The following is a 25181-nucleotide window of genomic DNA, read 5'->3' as shown; positions in this document are numbered from 1 at the left end:
AATTAGTTATCTCAATTGGGCACCTGCCTGTGTTTCCAGGTTTTGCCTTATTTTATTCATAATTTTATCTATCTGTTCATCTGTAAGCGTTTTGTTACTATCCTGTAATGTAAAACTAACAGCATAGGATTTTTTACCTTCCGGCAGGTTATTGCCTTCATATACATCAAACAGGCTTATATCTTTTAAAAGAGATTTTTCAGTTTGCCTGGCTATTGCATAAACAGTATCAAAAGTAACGTCATTATCCAGAAGCAGGGCAAGGTCGCGGCGCACTTCCGGGAATTTTGAGATTTCATTATATTTTATTTTTGAAGATACAAGCTTTATTATTGCATCCCAGTTTAAGTCTGCAAAGAAAACCTCCTGCTTAATGTCAAACTCTTTGGTAACCGATTTTTTTATAGTGCCCAGTTCTGCAATAATATCTTTGCCATATACTATAGCAATACCTTCGGCAAAAATACTGTTGCTTACAGGTTGTGTTTGGAGCTTGCTTATGCCAAGCCTTTCAAAAATAAGGCTCACATAGCTTTTAAAAAGGAAAAACCCTGCCGGTTGTTGTGGCTGTGCCCAGCTTTCAGCTGACCTGTTACCTGTAACCGTAAGTGTCAGGTGTTTGTTCTCATCATAACCTGATGGCAGTTTATGGTAGCTTTTGCCAAACTCAAATAATTTAAGGTCGCTTCGCTTTCTGTTTATGTTGAATGATACTGCTTCCAGCGCACTGAATAATAAAGACTGCCTCATGGCAGAAAGATCATTGCTTAGCGGATTAAGCATAGTGACATTAAATTCTTCTTTAAGATTTTCAGATAGCTTTACATAATCTGGCGTTGTAAGCGAGTTAGCCATCATTTCATTAAAGCCAAGGCTCACAAGCTGGGCTGCTATAATGTTTTGAAGCTTGTAATCTTCCGTTCTTGAAGAATTTGAAATAGAAGCATTCAACTTTTGGGTAAAACTGATATTGTTGTAACCGTAAACCCTTAATATTTCCTCAATAACATCTATTTCCCTCTCTACATCAACACGGTATGCAGGAATAGTAAGCCCAAGTCCTATTTCTGACATGGTGCTTATTTTTATTTCAAGCGAAACCAGTATTTTTTTGATAGTTTCCACCGGTATTTCCTGTCCGATTGTCCTTTTAACATTATTAAAATTGAGGAATACAGAATGGTCTTCTATTTTTTTCGGGTGTATGTCAATAATGTCTGATGTTATTTCACCACCGGCAGTTTCCTGGATAAGTAATGCTGCTCTTTTTAATACATATTGTGTAATAGTTGGATCAATACCCCTTTCAAAACGGAAAGAAGCATCAGAACTTATTCCATGCCTTTTTGCAGTTTTTCTTATTGAAACCGGGTTAAAGTAAGCACTTTCAAGAAATATGGAAGATGTGCTTTCGGTAACGCCTGAATTTTTGCCGCCCAAAACCCCTGCTATGCACATTGGCCCATTTTCATCACATATTACTATATCTTCTTCATTTAAAGTCCTTTCCACATCATCAAGCGTAGTGAACTTTGTACCTGCTGCTGCCGTTTTAACGATAACTTTATTGCCCCTTATTTTAGCCGCATCAAAAGCATGAAGGGGCTGCCCAAGCTCATGCAGTACATAATTGGTAACATCAACAACATTATTTTTTGGTGTTAATCCAATAGCTTTAAGCCTGTTTTGCAGCCATGCAGGTGAAGGCTTAACGGTGATTCCTGATATAGTAACCCCACAATATCGTGGTACCAGCTTGCTGTCATCTACTTTTACATCAATTTTTAAGGTACGCTTGTCAACACGGAAATTGCTTACAGAAGGAGTAATCAACTCCGTATGTACATTTTTCTGGTTCAGCCCTGCGCGCAGGTCGCGTGCTACGCCCCAGTGGCTCATTGCATCTGCACGGTTAGGAGTAAGGCCTATTTCAAAAACCTCGTCGGTTTCAATATTAAATATTTTAGATGCCGGGGTTCCCGGTTTTAAATCATCTTTTAAAATCATGATGCCGTCATGCCCTTCACCAAGTCCAAGTTCATCTTCAGCGCAAATCATGCCATGGCTTTCCTCCCCGCGTATTTTTCCTTTCTTTATCTGGAAAGCATTACCCTCTTTGTCATAAAGCGTAGTACCTATTGTTGCTACTGGAACTTTTTGCCCTACGGCAACATTGGGTGCACCACACACAATTTGTACAGGTGTACCAGTGCCCAGATCAACTGTTGTAATGCGGAGCCTGTCAGCATTGGGGTGCTGCACGCAGGTTAGTACATGTCCAACTACTACGCCTTCAAGCCCACCCTTAAGCGACTCGAATTTTTCAACTCCTTCCACTTCAAGGCCAAGGTCTGTCAGTAAAGCTGCAGTTTCTTCAGATTTCCAGTCTAATTTTATAAATTGTTTTAACCAGTTGTAGGATATGCGCATCGGTAATTTCTTTTTAAAGCACGCAAAGATAAGAATTGTGGACGAATAGTATTGCTATTTAATATTTAAATGAAGTGTTTTGTTGGCTTTTTGGAGAACTAAATTTCATAAATTTGAGGTTTAATTTTTCATCATGAAGAAAATTCTTTCTGCTTTTTTATTTTTATGTTTCTTTATAGCAACCGCACAGCTTAAAAGCCCTGCCGATTTCCTGCCTGACTATGGCAGCCATGTAACCTACTACCACCAGCTTGAAAATTATTATACATATCTGGTACAAAATTCAAGCTTTATAAAGCAATTGCCATACGGTACTACTAATCAGGGAAGAAGCCTTAATGCATACATTATTTCTACACCCGAAAATTTAAAAAACTCCGAAAGCATCCGCCAATACCACTTATTTAAAATAGGGCTGGCTGAAAATGCACCAAAAATAGCAGATGAAATAGCAGTGGTATGGCTTAGCTTTAATGTGCATGGTAATGAGCCTGCAGGTGCAGAGAGCTCTATGCAGGTGGCTTTTAACCTTGTTAACCCTGATAATCCCGAAACTAAAAAATGGCTTGAAAGAACTATAGTAATACTGGATCCCTGCCTTAATCCTGATGGTTTTTCACGTTATGGTAACTGGCTGCATGATGTTACGGGAAAATATACTCATCCCGGCAGTAATGACAGGGAGCATATGGAGCCATGGCCCGGTGGCAGGCAAAACCATTATGCTTTTGACCTGAACCGTGACTGGGCCTGGCAAACTCAGGCAGAAACGAAGCAGCGAATGGTTTTATACAATCAGTGGATGCCAATGGTACATGTGGATGTACATGAAATGGGCTATAACGAGCCTTATTTTTTTCCGCCGGCTGCAGAACCTATACATGATTTTATTACTGCCTACCAAAAGAAATTTCATAATAAGATAGGTGAAAATACATCGGCAAAATTTGATGTTGAGGGGTGGAGCTATTATACACATGAACGGTTCGATTTATTTTATCCCAGTTATGGCGATACGTATCCCTGCTTTAATGGTGCTGTGGGTATGACGTATGAGCAGGGCGGTATTGTTGCAGGCAGGGCTGTAAAAATGAATAACGGAAATATATTAACCCTTCAGGACAGGATTGACCATCATACGGCGGCTGTACTAACTGCAGTAGAAACCGCATCAATGCAAAGGGAAAAATTAGTGGGTAACTTCAGCAATTATTTTAAAGATAGTAAAGAAAATCCCAAAGGAAAATATAAAACCTATATAGTTAAAAACAGTGGTAAAAATGTGCAGATGGCACAGTTGCTGGATTTAAATAAAATTGAATATTCCTATGCAGATGAAAGCAGGAAACTGAAAGGTTACAGCTATCAGCATGGCAAAAATAAGGACTTTACCGTAGAGCCTAACGACCTTATTATTAATGCCCACCAGCCTAAAGCTGTATTGGCGCAGGTTTTATTTGAACCTGTACAAAGGTTGTCAGACAGCCTTTCTTATGATATTACCGCATGGGCTTTGCCGCTGGCATACGGAACGGAAAGTTATGCACTTACAACTTCGCCTGGCCTCAAAACTAAAAAAGAACGCAGTTATAAAGGCAGGCTGGAATATGACAGGGCTTATGCTTATTATATTCCATGGAATGGGAGGGAAGCAGTACAGGCACTATCCGAACTGCACAAAAATAATATTGTTGTGCGCATGGCAAACAAAGCATCGGCTTTCAGGGGTATTAAAATAACTCCCGGTGATTTAATTGTATTAAAAATTGATAATACAAAAATTGCCGATTTTGAAATTACACTTAACATAGTACTGGATTGCAAGCCCGATTATGAAGTAATTGAATCTGGTTTCTCAGTAAGCGGCGCTGATTTGGGCGGTGAATTTTATACAATTTTAAAAAAGCCTGAAGTACTACTGCTTTCCGGCAGCGGCATTAGCCCTACCGATTTTGGTGAAGTATGGTTTTACATGGACGAGGTTGCCAATTATCCGGTCAGTATTATTGACATACAAAATTTAGGGAGAATAAACTTTAGTGAATTTAATACCATTATTCTTCCAGATGGATGGTACACGTTTACTGATCCGCTGAAAAATAAAATAAACGACTTTATTTCCAATGGGGGAAAAGTTATAGCTATGGGAGGGGCATTAAACCTTTTTGAAGATGCACCCGGCTTTGGCCTTACACGTTTTGCTACCGAAGGCGATAAAAGTGCCGAGCAGCAGGCTGAAAGTGAGGAATTGCTGAAAGCCCGCTTTGATAATTATGAAGGTGCAGAGCGCAGGGCAATTTCTTCGTCAATTGCGGGGGCTATTATAGAAAATGTGGTTGACGGTACACATCCGCTTGGTTACGGGCTGGGTAATGTATATTACAGCCTTAAAACAAACGATAACCGCTACCAATTATTAAAAGACGTCCAAAACGTTGTTTATGTACCCGCAAATTACAAGAGCTATGGTTTTATCGGCAACAGCCTGAAAAAGAAACTGGGAGATACTGTAACTTTTGCAGTTGAAAATAAGGGAAGGGGGCAAGTGGTTTATATGGCTGACGACCCTTTATTCCGTGGGTTTTGGGAAAACGGGAATATACTTTTTGCCAACGCCTTATTTCTATTGAATTAATTAAAAATGTCATCTTGTCATATCTCCTGTCATTTTAATGTTATTTTTCCTGTTGGCACAGTGATTGACTATATATAGCAGTTGTGAAAACAAGAAAATCAAAATCAGGAAATAAAAACTATTAAACAAGACAAGATGAGTAAAATAATCGGAATTGACTTAGGGACAACTAACTCTTGTGTTGCCGTAATGGAAGGCGGTGAGCCGGTAGTTATAGCAAATGCTGAAGGTAAAAGGACTACACCATCGGTAATTGCTTTTGTTGACGGCGGTGAGATTAAAGTTGGTGACCCTGCAAAAAGGCAGGCGGTTACAAACCCTACAAAAACTATATCTTCCATAAAGCGTTTTATGGGCAATAAGTTTTCTGAAAGCTCTAAAGAGGCAGGAAATGTACCTTATAAAGTAGTTAAAGGTGATAATGATACACCCCGTGTAGATATTAACGGACGCCTTTATACACCACAGGAACTTTCTGCCATGACTTTGCAGAAAATGAAAAAAACGGCCGAGGATTATCTTGGGCAAACGGTGAGTGAGGCAGTAATTACTGTACCGGCTTACTTTAACGATGCACAGCGCCAGGCAACTAAAGAAGCCGGTGAAATTGCAGGCCTTAAAGTAAGAAGGATTATTAATGAGCCCACCGCTGCTGCTCTGGCTTATGGCCTTGACAAATCGGGTAAAGACCAGAAGATTGCTGTGTATGACCTTGGTGGTGGTACTTTTGACATCTCAATTCTTGAATTGGGTGACGGTGTATTTGAAGTACTTTCTACAAATGGTGATACCCACCTTGGTGGTGATGATTTTGACCAGGTTATTATTGACTGGCTGGCAAGTGAATTCAACAGCGAAGAAGGTGTAGACTTACGTAAGGATGCCATGGCATTACAGCGTTTGAAAGAAGCTGCTGAAAAAGCAAAAATCGAGTTGTCTTCTTCTACACAAACAGAAATAAACCTTCCTTATGTTACGGCTACGGCTTCAGGGCCTAAACACCTTGTAAAAACATTAACAAGGGCCAAATTTGAGCAACTGGCAGATGAGCTTGTAAGACGTTCTATGCTGCCATGCGAAAAAGCATTGAAAGATGCCGGCCTTTCTAAATCAGATATTGATGAGGTAATATTAGTAGGTGGTTCTACCCGTATTCCAAGGATACAGGAAGAAGTAGAGAAATTCTTTGGTAAAAAGCCATCAAAAGGCGTTAACCCGGATGAGGTTGTGGCTATAGGTGCTGCAATTCAGGGAGGTGTATTAACAGGAGATGTTAAAGATGTACTGCTTCTTGATGTAACCCCGCTTTCATTAGGTATTGAAACTATGGGTGGAGTTATGACAAAGTTAATTGAAGCCAATACAACTATCCCTACCAAAAAATCGCAGGTATTTTCTACAGCAGCAGATAATCAGCCATCGGTAGAAATCCATGTGTTGCAGGGTGAAAGGCCAATGGCGCAGGATAATAAAACAATAGGGCGTTTCCACCTTGATGGTATTCCTCCTGCACAAAGGGGTGTGCCGCAAATTGAGGTAACTTTTGATATTGATGCCAACGGTATTATTAAAGTATCGGCTACTGATAAAGGCACAGGAAAATCGCACGACATCCGTATCGAAGCTTCAGGATTAACCCAGGAAGAAATTGACAGGATGAAGAGGGAAGCAGAGGCCAATGCCGAAGCTGATAAAGCAGCCAAAGAAAAAGTGGATAAGCTGAATGAGGCTGACGGAATGATTTTCCAGACTGAAAAACAACTTAAGGAGTTTGGCGATAAACTTTCAGATGCTAATAAGCAGCCTATTGAATCGGCTCTTGAGGAACTGAAAAAAGCTTATGAAACCAAAGATGTTGCTACAATACAGCCGGCGCTTGACAAAATAAACGAAGCCTGGAAAAATGCTTCGGAAGAAATGTACAAAGCACAGGCCGAAGGTGCACAACAGGCACAGCCTGAAGGCGGCCAGCAAGGTGGCGGCGATGACGAGGTTCAGGATGTAGATTTTGAAGAAGTGAAATAACCTCTGTTAGAAGATTTTTAGATACGAGATTATAGATAATAGAAAATGCCACGCGAATAGCGTGGCATTTTTGTTATGTTAAATACTATTTTGCAAAGTGTAATAGCTGAATATATATAGTGATAAATATAGTATTACTTATAAGAATAAAAAAACTGCCCTAAGGCAGTTTCTATTAAATATCGTCAAAGTTTATATCCGTAAAGCTTTCTGTGGTTACTGTTTCTTCCGGTTTTTCAGCAAAGAGCTTCCTGAAGTCTTTTTGATGCCTTTCGGAAATTACTTCCTCACCTTTCTGGTCCAGCACATAGTTTGTCATTTCATCAAGTATCTCTTTAAACGCCCCAAAATCTTCTTTGTAAAGATAAATTTTGTGCTTTTTAAAGTGAAAAGAACCATCCTCTTCGGTAAATTTTTTACTTTCAGTTATGGTTATGTAGTAATCATCAGCTTTTGTAGCCCTTACATCAAAGAAGTATGTTCTTCTTCCTGCCCTTAAAACTTTAGAAAAGATTTCTTCCTTTTCCAACATGTCATTTTCTCTCATAATCCTTTACTTAACTTTATTGGTTTAGTCGCAACCAAAAATCTAAAAAAAATATAAATAATGCAAACAAATTATTGTAATTCTTTTTCCGAAAGCTGTTTTAAATACAGTTCTTTATAATAACCCTGCTCATTTACCAGTTGATTGTGAGTGCCTTGCTGTATTATTTTTCCGTCTTCCAAAATAATGATTTTGTCTGCATTTTTTGCTGAGGATACCCTGTGGCTTACTATTATTGTGGTTTTATCCCTGCAAAATTCTTCCAGGTTATTTAAAATAGCCTCTTCAGTTTCGGTGTCAACTGCCGAAAGGCAGTCGTCCAGCAGCAACACAGGAGCATCTTTAATCAATGCCCTTGCGATGGATACGCGCTGTTTTTGCCCACCTGAAAGTGTTATGCCCCTTTCGCCTAAAATGGTTTCATATTGTTTTGTAAAGCCTTCAATATTACTATGCACCACGGCTTTTTTGGCAACTGTAATAATTTCATCTTCTGTGGCATCCTCATTACCAAATTTTATATTGTTTTTTATACTGTCGGAAAAAAGGAACGCATCCTGTGGTACAAACCCTATACTGTTTCGAAGGTCATAAAGGTTAATGTCTTTTATATTTTCCCCATCAATGGTAATAGTACCTTTTTGTACATCATAAAGCCTGCTTATTAAGGAAAGCACGGTTGATTTTCCCGAGCCTGTTTTGCCTAATATTGCCAGTGTTTCTCCTTTATTAACATTAAAGGATATGTTTTTTAATGCCGTAATATTAGTGTCCTCATAAGTAAAGGTAACGTTGTTAAAGGCTATGGAGCCCAATACGGCAGTACGCTCATTATTTGCATTTTGTATTTCAGGCTCTGTTTTCAGGAATTCGTTTATCCTTTTTTGTGAAGCCTCCGCTTCCTGCACCATTGATGAAATCCACCCAAGTGAGGCTACGGGCCAGGTAAGCATATTTATATAGAGTATAAACTGTGCAATAACACCAATATCAGGTATATTTCCGTTTATATACATCATACCACCCACATATATTACAACCAGGTTGCTTATGCCTATCAGCAATATCATTAGCGGGCCAAATTGCGCGTTTACTTTTGCAAGGCTCATGTTTTTAGCTTTGCTGTCGCGTGATAAATCGGTAAAATCAGCCTGCTTTTGCGGCTCCAGCGCATAGGCTTTAATAACCCTGATGCCCGAAAACATTTCCTGCGTAAAGGTTGAAAGCCTTGATAGGTTTTGCTGGTAAAGCGCACTGCGTTTATTTATTTGTGTACTGACTTTATATATACTGTAGGCTAGTAATGGCAAAGGCAGCAGGGTATACAAAGTAAGCTTTGGTGATATTATATACATATGTGTAATAACCACCGCAAAACGAATTATGGTATTAAGTGCATACATTACAGCCGGGCCTACATACATGCGCACTTTGCCTACGTCTTCACTTATGCGGTTCATAAGGTCGCCTGTACGGTTGCGTTTATAAAAACTTTGCGAAAGGTTTTCATAATGCCTGAATATTTCATTCTTAAGGTCAAACTCAACATGGCGGGACATCACTATAAGGGTCTGCCTCATTAAAAATGTAAGTACACCCGCTATCAATGTAGTGGCAATAATCAATAATATATTGTTAAGCAATTCATCTTTTATTACAGATGCGGGCACATTACCGTTTTTATGAAATTCTTCTATTGCTTTAATAGAGTTACCTATAAGTTCAGGTGTAAAGAGGGAAAAAATCTGGGCGGCAATGGTAATTAGTATGCCTAAAAGAAATTGAAATTTATATTTCTTAAAATATTTATTTAAATATTGAAGTTCTTTCATTTTAATATTTATGTAATAGTAAAATTTAAATCAATTACTGTTAAATTACTTGTTGTGGCGGCTGTATATGGCTATTTAAAATATACTGTTTTAATTATCGAAAAACTAAAAAAAGCGTTTTATATTGCAATGTTTTAATTATAAGTGTATTTTTGTACCCTGTTTTTGAATTAATTTCAATTTTAAAATTATTACCATGATAGCAGAAGTTATTAAAGCTAACGAGCTTACAAAAGCCGATCCTGTTTTTGGCCAGGCTTCTTTTAATGACCACGAACAAATTGTTTTTTGTCATGACAAAGATACTGGATTAAAAGCAATAATTGGTATACATAATACTGTTTTAGGCCCTGCTCTTGGAGGAACAAGAATGTGGAAGTATGCAAATGAGTGGGAGGCACTAAACGACGTTTTAAGGCTGTCAAGGGGTATGACTTACAAGTCTGCTATATCAGGTTTAAATCTTGGTGGTGGTAAAGCTGTTATAATTGGCGATGCTAAAACCGATAAGACTCCTGAAATGATGGTGAAATTCGGACAGTTTATACATTCCCTTAGCGGAAAATATATTACAGCAGAAGATGTGGGTACTACCACTCCTGATATGGACATTATACGCGATGTTACACCTTATGTAACCGGTATATCCGAAGCAAGGGGAGGATCTGGCAACCCATCGCCTGTAACTGCTTATGGTGTATACATGGGTATGAAGGCTGCTGCTAAATTTAAATTTGGTTCTGATAACCTTGCAGGTAAAAAAGTACTTGTACAAGGAACGGGCCATGTGGGTGAAACCCTTATAAGCCACCTTACTAAAGAAGGAGCTATTGTAACTGTATCGGATATTAATGAGGCAAGGATGCAGGAAATGGTTGCCAAATATGGAGCAACTATATATACAGGTGAAGATGTTTACAGTGCTGATGTAGATATTTATGCTCCTTGTGCGCTTGGTGCTACTATTAATGACCTTACTATTGAAAGGATAAAAGCTAAAGTTATTGCCGGTGCTGCCAATAATCAGCTTGCCAATGAAGAAATACATGGCAGGGTATTGCAGGAAAAAGGCATTGCTTATGCCCCTGATTTCCTTATCAATGCAGGTGGTATTATTAATGTATATGCAGAGATAGTAGGTTATGATAAAGCGGAAGCTTTAAGGAAAACCGAAAATATATACAACACTACGCTTGAAATATTCACTTTTGCCGAAGCTAACGGTATTACTACCCAGCAGGCAGCTATGTCTATAGCACAAAAGCGTATTGACGATAAGAAAAAAGAAACAGCTAAATAATATTGGCTTAAAAATATTATTATTAATTTTGCGAAGCGAAAGAAAAACTCTTTCGCTTCGTTAATTTTTAAAAGTTCTTAAAAGGCGGATGTTAAACAGAAGACATATTCGTGTTAAGGTGATGCAGTCTATTTATGCCATGCACCAAACAGATTCAGATAACCTTGAAAAGGAAGAAAAATTCCTGTTCCAGAGTATTGAAAACATCCGGGACTTATACCTTACCATGCTTTCTGCACTGGTTGAATTAAGGAATATTGAGGAGGATTTTATTGATAAGTCAGCCAGGAAACATCTTGCCACCAGCGAGGAACGCAACCCAAACAGGAAATTTATAAATAATAAAGTATTACAGCTGCTTGCTGACAGTAACACTTTATCTATTGCGCTTGAAGACAGGAAAATAAATAACTGGAAGCTGAACGATGACTACCTGCTTATACTGCTGGACGAAATAAAAAAAAGCACCCTGTATGAAAGCTATATGCAAAACAGGGACAATAACTTTGAGGAAGACAGGCAGTTTGTAACCGATATTTTTACTGAAGTTATTGCGCCTAATGAAAAGCTTTATGAATACCTGGAAGATTACAAGCTTACCTGGGTTGATGATATACCTTTGGTTAACACCCTAATAAGCAAGCAACTGAAGCAGGTAAAGGAAAACGGTAATGATTCATTTCTGGTACCTAAGCTTTATAAAGATGCCGATGATAAGGATTTTGTGCGGGACCTGTTCAGGAAAACAGTGCTTAATGAGGTGGAGCTTGCCAAGGAGTTTATTGATAAAACACCAAACTGGGATACCGAAAGGATTGCTGAAATTGATGCCATTATATTAAAAATGGCAATATGTGAATTTTTAAAATTCCCTTCTATACCGGTAAAGGTTACTATAAATGAATACCTGGAAATAGCCAAGGAGTATTCTACGCCTAAAAGCAGTATTTTTATAAACGGTATACTGGATAATCTGGTAAAGAACTATCAAACCAATAATAAATTAATAAAAACCGGAAGAGGTTTAATGTAAAACTATAAAAACTGAAATTATGATTAGAAAATCAGTAGCTGTGCTTGCCATAGCATCTTTAGTGTTTACGGTTTCCTGTAAAGAAAATGCAGCTTTGCGCATTGACGAAGAAACAGCAAAAAAAGCTGAAATTGCCCATGCTGAATCAGGTAAACTGCCTGTTATGAAATTTGAAAACCTTGAGTATGACTTTGGTACTGTAAATGAAGGTGACAAGGTGGAACATGTTTATACATTTACTAATGAGGGCAGTGCCGACCTTATTATTAATGAGGTAAAGCCAAGCTGTGGCTGTACTGTGCCTGATTATACCAAAACCCCTGTTAAACCAGGCGATTCTGGCGAAATTAAGGTAACATTTAATACAAATGGTAAAAGCGGTAACCAAAATAAAACAGTTACTGTAACATCAAATACAGAAAAAGGTACAGAAACCCTTAAATTTACTGCCAATGTTACCCCTAAAGCAGGCGGTATAGGCGTAACCCCCGTAAAAGGAAAATAATATATGGAACAGATACAGTCGTTTTTGCCACTGATTTTAATGTTTGTGGTTATCTATTTTTTAATGATAAGGCCACAGCAAAAAAGGCAAAAACTTGAAAAGGAATTTGAAAAGAATTTAAAGGTGGGCGACAGGATTATCACCAAAAGCGGCATTCACGGAAGGATTGCCGAACTTGCCCATGATTCGGTAGTTGTTGAAACAATGGCAGGAAAACTGAAAATGGAACGCAGCGCGATTTCTCTTGAGTTGAGCCAGAAGTTAAACGCACCTGCAAAATAAAAAATCCCCATCTTTAAGATGGGGATTTTTTTATGGTACTCATTATACATTAACAACATCTTAGGCTTCACTTAAGAGTGTTATAAGAAATGGTTGCCTAACTTTACAGCATTGAAACAGGTGAAACTGCTTATATGATGTCGAAGCGAAGATGACGGGTAGTCAGCTTTGCCGAGGAGGCTGTAAGGGGCGCTGTACTTTCCACCCGTTCGTACAGGGCGAAACCTACGCCGGCGCTTTATGCGGAAACCGGTCAGCAACACGGCAATACACGGCGAATAAATATAAGTTTGTGTAGCCTTGCTGTTTTATAGCAGTAAAATATAAAAATCCCCATCATATAATTTATGATGGGGATTTTTTAAGGCATACTTATTATTTAAATAGCTGCTTATTCCTTTTTTGTTTTTCCATTTTTTTGTTTTGCTGTAAGCTCTGCAATTTTTACAATCACTTCTACAGCTTTTTGCATGCTTTCTACAGGTACATATTCATACTTACCATGAAAATTGTGCCCACCCGCAAATATATTAGGGCATGGCAGGCCCATATAAGAAAGCTGGCAGCCATCAGTGCCGCCGCGAATAGGTTTAATTATAGGTTTAATATCTAAAGATTTCATGGCTTTTTCAGCAATGTCAACTATGTGCATTACAGGAACCACTTTTTCTTTCATGTTATAGTACTGATCTTTAACTTCGGCTATAACAATATCATCACCAAATTTCTTTCGGTATTTTTTGTTTATATCCTTAGCAATTTTCTTTACCAGCTTCTTGCGTTTTTCAAACTTCTTTTTATCATGGTCGCGTATAATAAGCTGAACAACTGTTTCCTCAATGCTCCCTGTAATTCCTGTAACATGAAAAAAGCCATCGTAACCGGAAGTTTTTTCAGGTACTTCATCACCGGGCAGTTCAGAAATAAATTTATTTGCCAGCAGCATAGAGTTTATCATTTTTCCTTTTGCATAACCGGGGTGAACGCTTTTACCCTTAAATGTTATCCTGGCACCGGCAGCATTAAAGTTTTCATATTCCAGTTCGCCAATCTGGCTGCCATCCATTGTATAAGCCCAGTCGGCACCAAATTTTTTCACATCAAATTTATGTGCACCGCGGCCAATTTCCTCATCCGGTGTAAAACCTACACGAATTTTACCATGTTTAATATCAGGATTATTTATAAGGTATTCCATAGCCGTTACAATTTCGGTAATACCGGCTTTGTCGTCTGCACCCAATAGGGTAGTACCGTCTGTAGTAATAATGGTTTGGCCTTTATATTGTAAAAGGTCTTTAAAATAATCAGGGGAAAGTATTATATCCTGTTCTTTATTCAGTACAATGTCGCCACCATCATAGTTTTCAATAATCTGGGGTTTTACATTTGCACCTGTAAAATCGGGTGTAGTATCAAAATGCGATACAAAGCCAATAACCGGAACATCATGCTCAACATTAGAGGGTAATGTAGCCATTATATAAGCATTTTCATCAATGGTAACATCTTCCATGCCTATTGCTTTTAGCTCTTCTACAAGCTTATTGGCAAGGTCCCATTGTTTTGCGGTGCTTGGGGTGGTATCAGAATTAGGATCAGATTCTGTATCAACAGTAACATAGCTAATAAAACGGTTTATTATATGCTGCATTTTTTAATATTTATTAATAATGAAGCACAAATTTACGATTTATTTGAGAGTATCATATTTAAAGCAGGCTTAATTCTTTTTGGATATTAGTCCTTGCAGTATTTTCATATTTATTCTTGAAAAACTCAGTTTTAAATATGCTTTCCATATCAAGAAAATGTTGCAATACCTTTTTCCTGCCGGGTTTGTACAAAAAGTCAGGATATATGCTGTATTCTTTCCGAACCTGTTTATAGTATTCTTCATACTTTTCCCAAGAATAGCCTAATATTGAAAGGTCGGCATCCGTAAAAAGGTTTACATCATAATTATCATTTATTGTATGGCTTTTTGTAGCCATAATTTCCTGACAACATAAATCTATCCTGTGGCTATGATAATTGATTTGAAGTAAGCATTTTACAGCTACATCTACACTCTTTTCCTCATTATCCTTTTTTGATGAATTGTAAATTACATCGTGGTAAAATAATGAAAAAAGTATGGTATCCCAATCAGAAATTTCATCGTAGCATTCACATAACTCTTTAAATATATTTTCCAAATGCTGTAGGGTATGGTAATGCCTGGCACGAGATGTATAATTGGTTTCTATTTCAGCCCAAAGTTTCTGAATTAAAGACTTATCCTTAGTATAAACTCCCAATAGTTCATAAAAAATATCTTTTATCATAAAAGGATATGAGATTTATCGGTTCTTATCAAAATTAGTAATTATTGTCAGGATAATGTTATTTTTGCACCACAACACAACAACTATGTACAAATCAGTTATACGCCCTTTGCTTTTTCATTTTGATCCTGAAAAAGTACACCACTTTACCTTTAATTCATTTCGTTTTATAAGCAGGATACCAGGTGTATCCTCAATGATAAAATCAGCTTTTACAGTTAATGATAAAAGGCTGGAACGCGAAGTTTTCGGGCTCAGGTTTAAAAATCCCGTAGGGCTTGCTGCCGGGCTTGATAAGAATGCCACTCTTTTTCATGAATTGTCCAGTTGTGGATTCGGATTTATAGAAATAGGCACACTTACCCCAAAGCCACAGGAAGGCAACCCCAAAAAAAGGCTGTTCCGTTTAAAGGAGGATAATGCTATTATTAACCGCATGGGCTTTAATAATGGCGGGGTAGCTGCTGCAGTTGAGCGATTGAAGAAAAACCCCAAAGGGAAAAATCATGTACTTATTGGCGGTAACATTGGTAAAAATAAGGTAACACCAAATGAAGAGGCAGTAACAGATTATGAAATTTGTTTTGAAGCACTTTATGATTATGTTGATTATTTTGTAGTTAATGTAAGCTCGCCCAATACACCTAATTTAAGGGAATTACAGGATAAAGAACCATTAACCAGGCTGTTAATGGCACTACAGGCTTTAAATAAAGCTAAAGTTATGCCTAAGCCAATACTGTTAAAAATAGCACCCGACCTTACTGATGACCAGTTGCTTGATATTATTGATATTGTAAAGGAAACAGCTATAGCGGGTGTAATAGCCACTAATACAACATTAAGCCGTGAAGGTTTAAAATCTGAAAACAGAAAAGAATCAGGCGGACTAAGCGGAAAACCATTATGCAGGTGTTCTACTGAAGTGATACGCTTCCTGTCACAAAAAAGCAACAGGTCTTTTCCTATAATTGGTGTAGGCGGTATTCATACGCCTGAGGATGCCATTGAAAAACTGGAAGCTGGTGCAAGCCTTGTACAATTATATACAGGGTTTATTTATGAAGGCCCGGCTTTGGTAAAAGCCATAAATAAAAAAATACTCGAAAAGGGCTTGTATTAATATATTATCACAATAAGCCTTTTAAAATTACAGATATTATAATTTAGGCTATAGTAAAGATATTTTAGGTTTACTATCTTTAAAAATCTTTATTATCTTTGGTTTTCTATGGAGCAGGTAAAAATTATAGAATGCCCCCGCGATGCCATGCAGGGCATTAAGGCTTTTATTCCTACTGAAAGAAAGATAACCTATATACAATCACTGTTAAGGGTTGGGTTTGATACTATTGACTTTGGCAGTTTTGTGTCGCCCAAAGCCATTCCGCAGATGCAGGACACTGCCGAGGTATTAGCAGGATTAGACCTTTCAGCCACAAGAAGCAAATTGCTTGCCATTATAGCCAATACCAAAGGGGCTGAAAATGCAGCAGTGCATCCTGAAATACAATATCTTGGTTATCCGTTTTCAATATCAGAGAATTTCCAGATGCGTAATACGCATAAAACTATTTCCGAATCTATAATTACATTACAGGAAATACTGAATATTGCTGCCAAAGCAGGTAAAGAAGTGGTAGCATATCTTTCAATGGGATTTGGTAACCCTTATGGCGACCCTTGGAATGTGGAGATAGTAGGGGAGTGGACAGAAAAACTTGCCGGTATGGGCGTAAAGATTTTATCACTTTCGGACACCATAGGCAGTTCTACCCCAGAAGTAATTGATTACCTTTTTGCCAACCTTATACCTAAATATCCTGATGTTGAATTTGGGGCACACCTGCACACCACACCTGACAAATGGCATGAAAAAACAGATGCGGCCTATAAAGCAGGTTGCCGTCGTTTTGATGGAGCCATCCAGGGTTTTGGCGGTTGCCCAATGGCGAAAGATGACCTTACAGGTAACATGCCGACAGAAAAAATGCTTTCCTACTTTACAACCCAGAAAGTTACAACGCACCTTAATTCCTTAAGCTTTGAAAGCGCGTATAATGAAGCAACTAAGCTGTTTGGTGAATTTCATTAATCAAAAAAGTCACCAATAATTTTTTTATTTCTATATTTATCGTAATATTGCAATATATAAATATAGGTATGGGTATTACTAAAACAGGATTATTTACAGAAAATCAAAATGAAGTTGCCGTAATAGCAAAGGCATTGGGAAACCCGGCACGGGTAGCTATTCTGGAATATTTATTAAAAGTAAATGAATGTATTTGCAGCGATATTGTTAATGAACTGCCTTTAGCACAAACTACAGTTTCACAGCATCTTAAAGAATTGAAAAATGCAGGGCTGATAAAAGGGAATATTGAAGGCACTGCTATATGTTACTGCATTGATGAAACAGCAGTAGAAAAGCTATTGAAGTATTTTTCAGGAATTTCTGAAAAGCTTAAAGAAAAAAACGAAGAATGTTGTTAACGTAAAATAGTAATTATGAAATTATCTGAGTTTAAAAATATTCTACAGCAAATTGATAAAGTCAGTTTCAGGCTTGAAGATAGTAGCTATGTGCCTGCTCATTTTCATGTTACAGAAGTTGGATGTATCGAAAAACGTTTTATTGATTGTGGAGGCGTTGTACGTGTAGAAAAAAATATAAATTTCCAGTTATGGAGTGCCAATGATATTGAGCATCGGCTAAAACCACATAAACTACTGAATATTATTAAACTTTCAGAAAGGAAACTGGATTTGGAAGACGGGGAAATTGAAATAGAATATCAGGGAAGTACTATTGGTAAATACAGCCTTGAATTTAATGGAAGTGACTTTATACTTACAAATAAAACCACAACCTGCCTTGCACCTGACAGTTGTGGCATTACTGTTATAACAAAAGAAGATGAAAATCATAAAACTGCTGAATCATGCTGTTCACCCGGTAGTGGGTGCTGCTGATGCTAAAAGAAATTTAAATAAAAAGCATAAAAAGATAATTATAATAACTACATCAGTTATTGTGCTGCAGTTAATTTTTGGCTTTGATGCCAAGTTTTGCATTATTAATATAATATGGTTAATGGTATGAAAAAGAAAATTTTAGTGCTTTGTACAGGCAACAGTTGCAGGAGCCAGATAGCAGAAGGTTATCTCAGGCATTTTAGCGGTAATAGGGCAGAAGTTTACAGTGCAGGTACACAAACCCATGGGGTAAACCCTAAAGCTATTGCTGTAATGAGGGAAGATGGTATAGATATATCCATGCATACTTCCAATAATGTTGATGAATACAGCAATATAAATTTTGATTATGTAATAACCGTATGTGATAATGCCAAAGAGCAGTGCCCTTTTTTCCCTGGAAATGCCCTAAAATTTCATCATAATTTTCCTGACCCGGCAAAAGCAACAGGAAATGATGAAGAAGTAATGAAGCAGTTTAGGGAAGTAAGGGATATGATTAAGGAGTTTAGTGCAACCTTTATAAATCAACATATAAAACAGTCTCGGCAAGCATAAATCATTAAAAATTATGTATATTTGCATGCAATTTAACTACAAATTGCAACGATGAAAGCACACACAACTAAAATCATCGGTGAGGGTTTAACTTACGATGATGTATTGCTGGTTCCAAACTATTCTGAAGTACTTCCGCGCGAAGTAAGCATCAAGTCCAAATTTTCCCGAAATATTACATTAAATGTGCCAATAGTTTCCGCAGCTATGGATACTGTTACCGAAAGCGATATGGCTATTGCCATGGCACGAGAGGGCGGTATAGGTGTACTGCATAAAAATATGACTATTGACAAGCAGGCAGCTGAGGTGCGAAGGGTAAAAAGGGCAGAATCAGGCATGATAATAGACCCCGTTACATTGCCGCTTACTGCTTTGGTGTCCGATGCTAAAAATGCCATGAGGGAATATGGTATAGGTGGTATTCCTGTGGTAGATGAAAATGGGATATTGAAAGGTATTGTTACCAACCGCGACCTTAGGTTTGAAAAAGATAACAGCCGTTCTATACAGGAGGTTATGACTTCCGATAATCTGGTAACGGCAGGCGAGGGCACAACCCTTGAGGCCGCAGAAAGTATTTTACAGGAAAATAAAATTGAAAAGCTACCGGTAGTAAATACTGAATATAAGCTAATAGGGCTTATAACCTTCAGGGATATAACAAAACTAACCCAAAAGCCTATTGCCAATAAAGATAAATTCGGCAGGCTGCGTGTTGCTGCAGCACTTGGCGTTACTGCTGATGCCGTTACAAGGGCAGAAGCTTTGGTTAACGCGGGTGTAGATGCGGTTATTATTGATACAGCGCATGGGCACACACAGGGTGTTGTAAAAGTTTTGAAAGAAGTAAAAAGTAAATTCCCGGAACTTGATGTGGTGGTAGGCAATATTGCCACACCCGAAGCAGCAAAATACCTTGCCGAAAATGGCGCAGATGCTGTAAAAGTAGGTATAGGCCCGGGCTCTATATGCACAACAAGAGTAGTGGCAGGAGTGGGTTTCCCCCAGTTTTCTGCAGTGCTGGAGGTAGCTGCCGCCCTGCGGGGTACCGGAGTACCTGTTATTGCAGATGGCGGTATCCGTTATACGGGTGATATACCTAAAGCCCTTGCCGCAGGAGCCGATTGCGTAATGCTGGGTTCTTTATTGGCAGGCACTAAGGAATCTCCGGGAGAAACTATAATATTTGAAGGCAGGAAGTTTAAATCTTACAGGGGGATGGGTTCTGTAGAAGCTATGAATGAAGGCTCGAAAGACCGTTATTTCCAGGATGTTGAGGATGATGTAAAAAAACTTGTGCCCGAAGGTATTGTGGGGCGTGTGCCCTATAAAGGCGAGTTATACGAAAGTATGCTGCAATTTATAGGCGGCCTGCGTGCAGGCATGGGATATTGCGGAGCAAAAGATATACCTGCTTTACAGGAAAATTCCCGTTTTATAAGGCTGACTTCGAGCGGTATAACAGAAAGCCATCCGCATAATGTAACTATTACTAAGGAAGCACCTAATTACAGCAGGTAAATGAATTGAAAATATTTAAATAAAAAAAACAGCCCTGATTCAGGGCTGTTTTTTATTACCGAAAATAAGCGGTTTTATTTGTTATCAGAATTATTCTCCATTGTTGCCTCGCGTTTAAGGTCTTCACTTTCCCAAGCGTGGTCATTGGCGCCCAGCATAGTATAAAGGTCGCTTTTTATAAGCTGTTCCTGCATTTCAATTTCTTCCATAGATGTTACAAGGAAAGCTTTTTTGTCATGGCGTTTTTCTGCCAGCCTGAAGGTTGCCTGTTCGTCAAATTTAATAAATCGTTGTCCCTGCCTTGTAGCGGTATAACGGCGGTGGCCCAGTTCTACCAATGCATCCACACCCAAGTGTACGGCACTGTATAAATTTTCCCTGTAAAAGTTTTTAAGCCCCATATCTACTATTTCAAAGGCATCGTTCCTGTTGCGGGCACGTGCAAGTATTTTCAGGTGCGGAAAATGTTTCTTTACCTTTTCAATAACGCTTAGGTTTACCCTCGGGTTATCTATAGCGGCAATAAATATTTTGGCATTTTCACAGCCTGCTGCCTTTAGCAGTTCCAGCCTTGTGGCATCCCCGTAATATACCTTAAAGCCAATCTTCCGCAGGGAATCAACCCGTTCTGAATTCATATCTAATACGGTTGCAGGAATACCGTTTGCTTTTAAAAGCCGTCCTATAGTACTTCCAAAATTACCGAAACCGGCAATTATTACATCATTATTTTCATCTTCATCAATTTTGTCATAATCATTTTTGGCTTTTTCCTTAACACCAAAATAGGGGTCTATCCATTTTTCATTAATAAGGAGCAGGAAGGGTGTACCTATCATACTGAGCGCAATAACCGCCATCATCTGGTTGGCCAGCATGGTAGGCATAAGGTTTAGCTGGTTGGCAAAGCCCAGTATAACAAAACCAAATTCACCGGCCTGGCTGAGGGCAAAGGCAAACAGCATATTCTGGTCTGAGCTTTTCTTATATAGTTTCCCTATTCCCAATAAAACAAAAAACTTAATTATGTTGAATATGGTACAGAAAATTATAATAAAGGCAGGGTCGGCAAAAATCAGGTTAAAGTTTATAGATGCACCAACGCCTATAAAAAACAGCCCTAAAAGCAATCCTTTAAACGGTTCAATATCGCCTTCAAGCTCATGCCTGAATTCGCTGTTGGCCAATACTACACCTGCCATAAAGGCACCTAATGCAGGGCTTAACCCCACAAGCTGCATCATATAGGATACCGCCATTACCAGCAGTAGTGCCGAGGCTGTAAATAATTCCTGCAGGCGTGTGTTTGCAATTATATGCAGCAGCGGCACTATTAAATACCGCCCCCCGAAATATACTGATGCGATAGCTACAAATACTATTAAAGTTTGCAGCCACGCAGATAAATTGCTTATTAAAGACTGGCTTATTCCCTCGTTGTGTATATCACCATCAGCCAATAACGGCAATATGGCAAGTATAGGAATTACAGCAATATCCTGGAAAAGTAATACTGCAAAGGAAGACCGGCCCATTGATGTTTTGGTGAGCCCTTTTTCCTTTAGTGTCTGCATCACAATAGCTGTAGAAGAAAGGGTTAATGCCAGCGATATTGCAAGTGTGGTTTGCCACTCCCAGCGCAATACTGCCGAACAGGCAAGGAATAATATTATAGTAGTTAGCGCTACCTGGATAAAGCCCATGCCGAATATAAAACGCCGCATTTTCCAGAATTTATACGGGTCCAGTTCCAGGCCGATAATGAAAAGCATCATTACCACACCAAACTCGGCAAAGTGCATTATATCTTCACCTTCCTGCCCAATAAGCCCAAGCACATAAGGGCCGATAATTATACCTGCAAAAAGATAACCCAGTATAGAGCTAAGCCCTATTTTTTTGGCTATAGGCACGCAAATAACCGCAGCTGCCAGATAAATAATCGCCTGAAAAAAAAAGCTGTCTGCCATAGTTACTTGAGTTTAGTTTTAAACCAGTCGTTAAAATAGGAGTAATTAAAAAGTTCCGAAAGGTTAATGCCCCTGTTTTCAAGGTACCCCAGTAAAAGATTATACATTTTCCCTTCTTCTTCATAAACCTCACGTGGCATGGAGTGTGTACCATGCACCACATAGGGCGGAAGGTAAATCATGTTGCACACTTTTGCTGTTTGGTTAAAAGGCTCCAGCAACTGCATTACAGTAAAACGGTCGCGGCCTGTGGCGCAGTAATTTTCCTTTCTGCCCCCGGTAGTAATTACCTGCAGCAGTATTTTATCCTTTAGGGCTTTCCCCTCTTTGCCATAAGCCCAGCCATGCTCCAGCACTATATCTATCCATTGTTTTAAAAGCGGCGGGCAGCTGTACCAGTACATAGGGTGGTGCCATATAATTATATCATGAAGCATGAGCAGTTCCTGCTCACGCTTCAGGTCAATATCAAATTCAGGGTATTCCTGGTATAAATCGTGAAATGTAATGTTAGGCGATTGCGGTATATGCCTTACGAGTGCAGCATTGGCATTCGATTTTTCGAATAAGGGATGGGCAAAAATGATAAGTATTTTGTTTGGCATAAATTATTACATCTGCTGCCTAAAGTTATGGATTTATTCCCAAATAATTTGCAGGTGTTATTTGCAGTAATTCATTTTTTACCTGTTGCGATACGTTGAGATTGCCAATAAACTCATGTATGGCATTTTTATCAATAGCCTTGTTAGTTCGTGTAAGGTCTTTTAACGCTTCATAAGGGTTGGGATAGTTTTCCCTGCGCAGTATGGTTTGTATAGCTTCGGCAACTACTGCCCAGTTCTTTTCAAGGTCTTCCTCAAATTTTTCTGCATTCAGCAATAATTTATTAAGCCCTTTAAGCGTTGCTTCAAAAGCTATAAGCGTGTGCCCCATAGGTACGCCTATGTTGCGCAATACGGTACTGTCGGTAAGGTCGCGCTGCAGCCTTGATACAGGCAGTTTAGCCGAAAGATGCTCAAAAATTGCATTGGCAATACCCAGATTGCCTTCCGAGTTTTCAAAATCTATTGGGTTTACCTTGTGTGGCATAGCCGATGAGCCTATTTCCCCCGCTTTAATTTTTTGCTTGAAATAGTCCATTGAAACGTATGTCCATATATCCCTGTCAAGGTCGATAAGGATTGTATTAATACGTTTCAATGCATCAAAAAATGCGGCAAAATGGTCATAATGTTCAATCTGTGTCGTGGGGAAAGAATGTTTTAAGCCCAAAGAGCCTTCTACAAAATCCTGCCCGAATTTGCGCCAGTCGTTATTTGGGTAAGCTATAAAATGCGCATTAAAGTTGCCTGTGGCACCGCCAAATTTAGCAGCAAAAGGTATATTGAATAACAGGCGCAGCTGTTCTTCAAGCCTTTCTACAAAAACGCCTATTTCCTTACCTAAACGGGTAGGGGAGGCAGGCTGGCCGTGGGTGCGTGCCAGCATGGGCACATCAGCCCATTCCACACTCAGTTCCTTAAGCCTTGAAATTACCCCGATGAGTGAAGGCATATATACTCTTTCAAAAGCGTCTTTGGTGGAAAGCGGTATGGCGGTATTATTTATATCCTGGCTTGTAAGCCCAAAATGTATAAACTCTTTATATTCCTGAAGCCCCAGCCTGTCGAATGCATTTTTTATAAAATACTCAACTGCCTTAACATCGTGGTTAGTAGTTTTTTCAATTTCTTTTATCTGCAGGGCATCTTCTGCCGTAAAATTTTTATATATATCACGCAATGCCGGAAATTTGCTTTTATCTGTATTTTTAAGTTGTGGTAAAGGCAATTCGCAAAGTGCAATAAAATATTCAATTTCAACCAGTACACGATAGCGTATCAGGGCTTCCTCAGAAAAATAGGCAGATAAAGCCATAGTTTTGCCCCTGTACCTTCCATCTATAGGAGATATGGCATTCAGTTCAGATAAAATTTGCATTTGTTGTGTGTTTAAAATAGGTATATCTGCAAAGATAATATTTTGAAAAGAATATCTAAATCACATTATCCTAACATTCGTTTTTAAACATCTAGTTCTTTTTCAATCAATGAGAGTGAGCAATAATATTCAATATCATTAAAATAATTTATTCTCATATGGTCAAACTCCTCTATAATTAAATTATTATTTGAAGTGCTTGATTTGATAATACTACTAAATAGTTCGAAACTAGCATAATCGCGCTTACTATATAATTTACCTAGTGCATAATTGTTATGGTTTATATTATCTTTTGGTTTTACTTTTTCATTGTCATCATCATTATTGTCAACAAATTTAATATAGTCACAAAAACTAACTTTTAAATTTTGTGCCCTGTGATTTGACTTATTTTGAGGGATGTATTTCCAAGCTATAAAATTTGATGCGTTTAATTTTGCTTCATAAATAGAACTCTCTAACTCAAAGAAAAATTCATTAATATAATTACTATAGCGGGGATGCACATCTTTTAATTTGTAAATTTTTAAAATATCACTGGCATTATATAGATTTTTGTGTTCCAAAAATGACTCAAATGTTATACTTAATATTTTTATAATTGTATCAAATGATTGTTTTTTGATGCTTTTATTTAAACCATCTAAAACCTTAATATAGTCTTTTATGACTTTTGATAACTTCTGTAAAATTTTATCTAAATATAAATTCAAAAAATTAATATGCCTATCAATTAACAAAGCTATATCTATAGTTCGGAGGTCAAAATTATGTTCATTATCAATATGATACCTTAAATAACTAATTTGTGATTGTTTTTGTTGGTATCCAAAAAGGGAGGCTGAAATCAGTCTATTACCTATTTTACTTTTACGTATAGGGTGCCCAATTAATTCATTTCTTATCTCACGATTTATAAAATAGTTTTCGTCTTTTTTCAAATCTCCTTTAGTAACGTTACATTTAAAAATGTATAGCATTTCCTCAATGAAATCTTGATGAATATAAATTGTCTGCAATAGGCTAATATGATGAGAAAATTTTTGATAAAATGATTTAATGTTTGGCTTTCTATCGCAAATAATTTCCAAAGTGTCATCGAAATACCCAAAGATAATTCCTATATAATTTGTTTGGATATCTTCTGTGAAGTTAATATGCTTTCTACAAGATTTATATTCTAGTATGTAATTATTCCAAACTAATCTTATTTGATCAATTTTTTCCTTTACTTCATTCATTTACAAC

At 38.0% G+C, this 25181-nt stretch carries 21 protein-coding genes; 12 read left to right on the top strand and 9 right to left on the bottom strand.

Annotation, left to right across the window (positions count from 1 at the left end; all coding sequences use genetic code 11):
* Nucleotides 1-6: 6 nt before the first annotated feature.
* Nucleotides 7-2430 carry a phenylalanine--tRNA ligase subunit beta gene (gene pheT / locus GSF09_RS05830; protein WP_159800001.1) on the bottom strand — a complete coding sequence of 808 codons (2424 nt, stop codon included), beginning with the start codon at nucleotides 2428-2430 and terminating at the stop codon, nucleotides 7-9.
* A gap of 133 nt (nucleotides 2431-2563) precedes the next feature.
* Between pheT and GSF09_RS05825 the strand changes: the two genes are divergently transcribed.
* Both GSF09_RS05825 and dnaK read left to right on the top strand, forming a co-directional pair.
* Nucleotides 2564-5065 (top strand): M14 family zinc carboxypeptidase, encoded by a 2502-nt coding sequence (locus GSF09_RS05825; protein ID WP_159800000.1) that lies wholly within the window; start codon nucleotides 2564-2566, stop codon nucleotides 5063-5065.
* Nucleotides 5066-5200: 135 nt separating this feature from the next.
* On the top strand, nucleotides 5201-7090 hold the full coding sequence (gene dnaK, locus GSF09_RS05820; protein WP_159799999.1) for a molecular chaperone DnaK: 1890 nt from the start codon (nucleotides 5201-5203) through the stop codon (nucleotides 7088-7090).
* A gap of 175 nt (nucleotides 7091-7265) precedes the next feature.
* On the opposite strand, the gene GSF09_RS05815 is transcribed toward dnaK, so the two are convergent.
* Complete coding sequence (locus GSF09_RS05815) at nucleotides 7266-7637, bottom strand: PUR family DNA/RNA-binding protein (protein ID WP_159799998.1); 372 nt, start codon at nucleotides 7635-7637, stop codon at nucleotides 7266-7268.
* A gap of 71 nt (nucleotides 7638-7708) precedes the next feature.
* Nucleotides 7709-9469 (bottom strand): ABC transporter ATP-binding protein, encoded by a 1761-nt coding sequence (locus tag GSF09_RS05810; protein WP_159799997.1) that lies wholly within the window; start codon nucleotides 9467-9469, stop codon nucleotides 7709-7711.
* A gap of 196 nt (nucleotides 9470-9665) precedes the next feature.
* Between GSF09_RS05810 and GSF09_RS05805 the strand changes: the two genes are divergently transcribed.
* The 4 genes from GSF09_RS05805 (at nucleotide 9666) to yajC (ending at nucleotide 12589) form a co-directional block, all read left to right on the top strand.
* Nucleotides 9666-10769: a Glu/Leu/Phe/Val dehydrogenase dimerization domain-containing protein gene (locus GSF09_RS05805; RefSeq protein ID WP_159799996.1), complete on the top strand. Its 1104-nt coding sequence runs from the start codon at nucleotides 9666-9668 to the stop codon at nucleotides 10767-10769.
* Nucleotides 10770-10857: 88 nt separating this feature from the next.
* A complete protein-coding gene (nusB, locus tag GSF09_RS05800; RefSeq protein WP_201309332.1) occupies nucleotides 10858-11802 on the top strand; it encodes a transcription antitermination factor NusB in 945 nt (314 codons plus the stop codon).
* A gap of 19 nt (nucleotides 11803-11821) precedes the next feature.
* On the top strand, nucleotides 11822-12307 hold the full coding sequence (locus tag GSF09_RS05795; RefSeq protein WP_159799995.1) for a DUF1573 domain-containing protein: 486 nt from the start codon (nucleotides 11822-11824) through the stop codon (nucleotides 12305-12307).
* A 3-nt stretch (nucleotides 12308-12310) separates the two neighbouring features.
* Complete coding sequence (gene yajC, locus GSF09_RS05790; RefSeq protein WP_159799994.1) at nucleotides 12311-12589, top strand: preprotein translocase subunit YajC; 279 nt, start codon at nucleotides 12311-12313, stop codon at nucleotides 12587-12589.
* Nucleotides 12590-12980: 391 nt separating this feature from the next.
* Here the strand turns inward: yajC and pepT are convergent, their stop codons facing one another.
* Entirely contained in the window at nucleotides 12981-14243 is a 1263-nt protein-coding gene (gene pepT / locus GSF09_RS05785) for a peptidase T (RefSeq protein ID WP_159799993.1), read from the bottom strand.
* A 58-nt stretch (nucleotides 14244-14301) separates the two neighbouring features.
* The gene (locus GSF09_RS05780) at nucleotides 14302-14916 is read right to left on the bottom strand and encodes a hypothetical protein (protein WP_159799992.1); all 615 of its coding nucleotides are present in this window, start codon (nucleotides 14914-14916) and stop codon (nucleotides 14302-14304) included.
* A gap of 85 nt (nucleotides 14917-15001) precedes the next feature.
* Between GSF09_RS05780 and GSF09_RS05775 the strand changes: the two genes are divergently transcribed.
* The 6 genes from GSF09_RS05775 to guaB all read left to right on the top strand — a co-directional run bounded on the left by GSF09_RS05775 (nucleotide 15002) and on the right by guaB (nucleotide 19977).
* A complete protein-coding gene (locus GSF09_RS05775; protein WP_159799991.1) occupies nucleotides 15002-16039 on the top strand; it encodes a quinone-dependent dihydroorotate dehydrogenase in 1038 nt (345 codons plus the stop codon).
* Between the two features lie 108 nt (nucleotides 16040-16147).
* A complete protein-coding gene (locus GSF09_RS05770; protein ID WP_159799990.1) occupies nucleotides 16148-17011 on the top strand; it encodes a hydroxymethylglutaryl-CoA lyase in 864 nt (287 codons plus the stop codon).
* Between the two features lie 68 nt (nucleotides 17012-17079).
* Nucleotides 17080-17412, top strand: a complete 333-nt coding sequence (locus GSF09_RS05765) for a helix-turn-helix transcriptional regulator (protein WP_159799989.1) — start codon at nucleotides 17080-17082, stop codon at nucleotides 17410-17412.
* Nucleotides 17413-17427: 15 nt separating this feature from the next.
* Nucleotides 17428-17892 carry a DUF6428 family protein gene (locus GSF09_RS05760; protein ID WP_159799988.1) on the top strand — a complete coding sequence of 155 codons (465 nt, stop codon included), beginning with the start codon at nucleotides 17428-17430 and terminating at the stop codon, nucleotides 17890-17892.
* Between the two features lie 126 nt (nucleotides 17893-18018).
* Nucleotides 18019-18453, top strand: coding sequence for an arsenate reductase ArsC (locus GSF09_RS05755; RefSeq protein WP_159799987.1), 435 nt, complete (start codon nucleotides 18019-18021; stop codon nucleotides 18451-18453).
* A 51-nt stretch (nucleotides 18454-18504) separates the two neighbouring features.
* Nucleotides 18505-19977 (top strand): IMP dehydrogenase, encoded by a 1473-nt coding sequence (gene guaB, locus GSF09_RS05750; protein ID WP_159799986.1) that lies wholly within the window; start codon nucleotides 18505-18507, stop codon nucleotides 19975-19977.
* Between the two features lie 74 nt (nucleotides 19978-20051).
* Here the strand turns inward: guaB and GSF09_RS05745 are convergent, their stop codons facing one another.
* The 4 genes from GSF09_RS05745 to GSF09_RS05730 all read right to left on the bottom strand — a co-directional run bounded on the left by GSF09_RS05745 (nucleotide 20052) and on the right by GSF09_RS05730 (nucleotide 25174).
* The gene (locus tag GSF09_RS05745; RefSeq protein WP_159799985.1) at nucleotides 20052-21947 is read right to left on the bottom strand and encodes a monovalent cation:proton antiporter-2 (CPA2) family protein; all 1896 of its coding nucleotides are present in this window, start codon (nucleotides 21945-21947) and stop codon (nucleotides 20052-20054) included.
* 2 nt (nucleotides 21948-21949) lie between these two features.
* Nucleotides 21950-22552 carry an NAD(P)H-dependent oxidoreductase gene (locus GSF09_RS05740; RefSeq protein ID WP_159799984.1) on the bottom strand — a complete coding sequence of 201 codons (603 nt, stop codon included), beginning with the start codon at nucleotides 22550-22552 and terminating at the stop codon, nucleotides 21950-21952.
* Nucleotides 22553-22577: 25 nt separating this feature from the next.
* Nucleotides 22578-23930: an adenylosuccinate lyase gene (gene purB, locus GSF09_RS05735; RefSeq protein ID WP_159799983.1), complete on the bottom strand. Its 1353-nt coding sequence runs from the start codon at nucleotides 23928-23930 to the stop codon at nucleotides 22578-22580.
* Nucleotides 23931-24013: 83 nt separating this feature from the next.
* Nucleotides 24014-25174, bottom strand: a complete 1161-nt coding sequence (locus GSF09_RS05730) for a hypothetical protein (RefSeq protein WP_159799982.1) — start codon at nucleotides 25172-25174, stop codon at nucleotides 24014-24016.
* Between the last annotated feature and the right edge of the window lie 7 nt (nucleotides 25175-25181).

The organism is Flavobacterium sp. MK4S-17, from assembly GCF_009848495.1.
Lineage (GTDB): Bacteria > Bacteroidota > Bacteroidia > Flavobacteriales > Flavobacteriaceae > Flavobacterium.
This window is presented reverse-complemented; position numbering and strand designations above follow the sequence as displayed.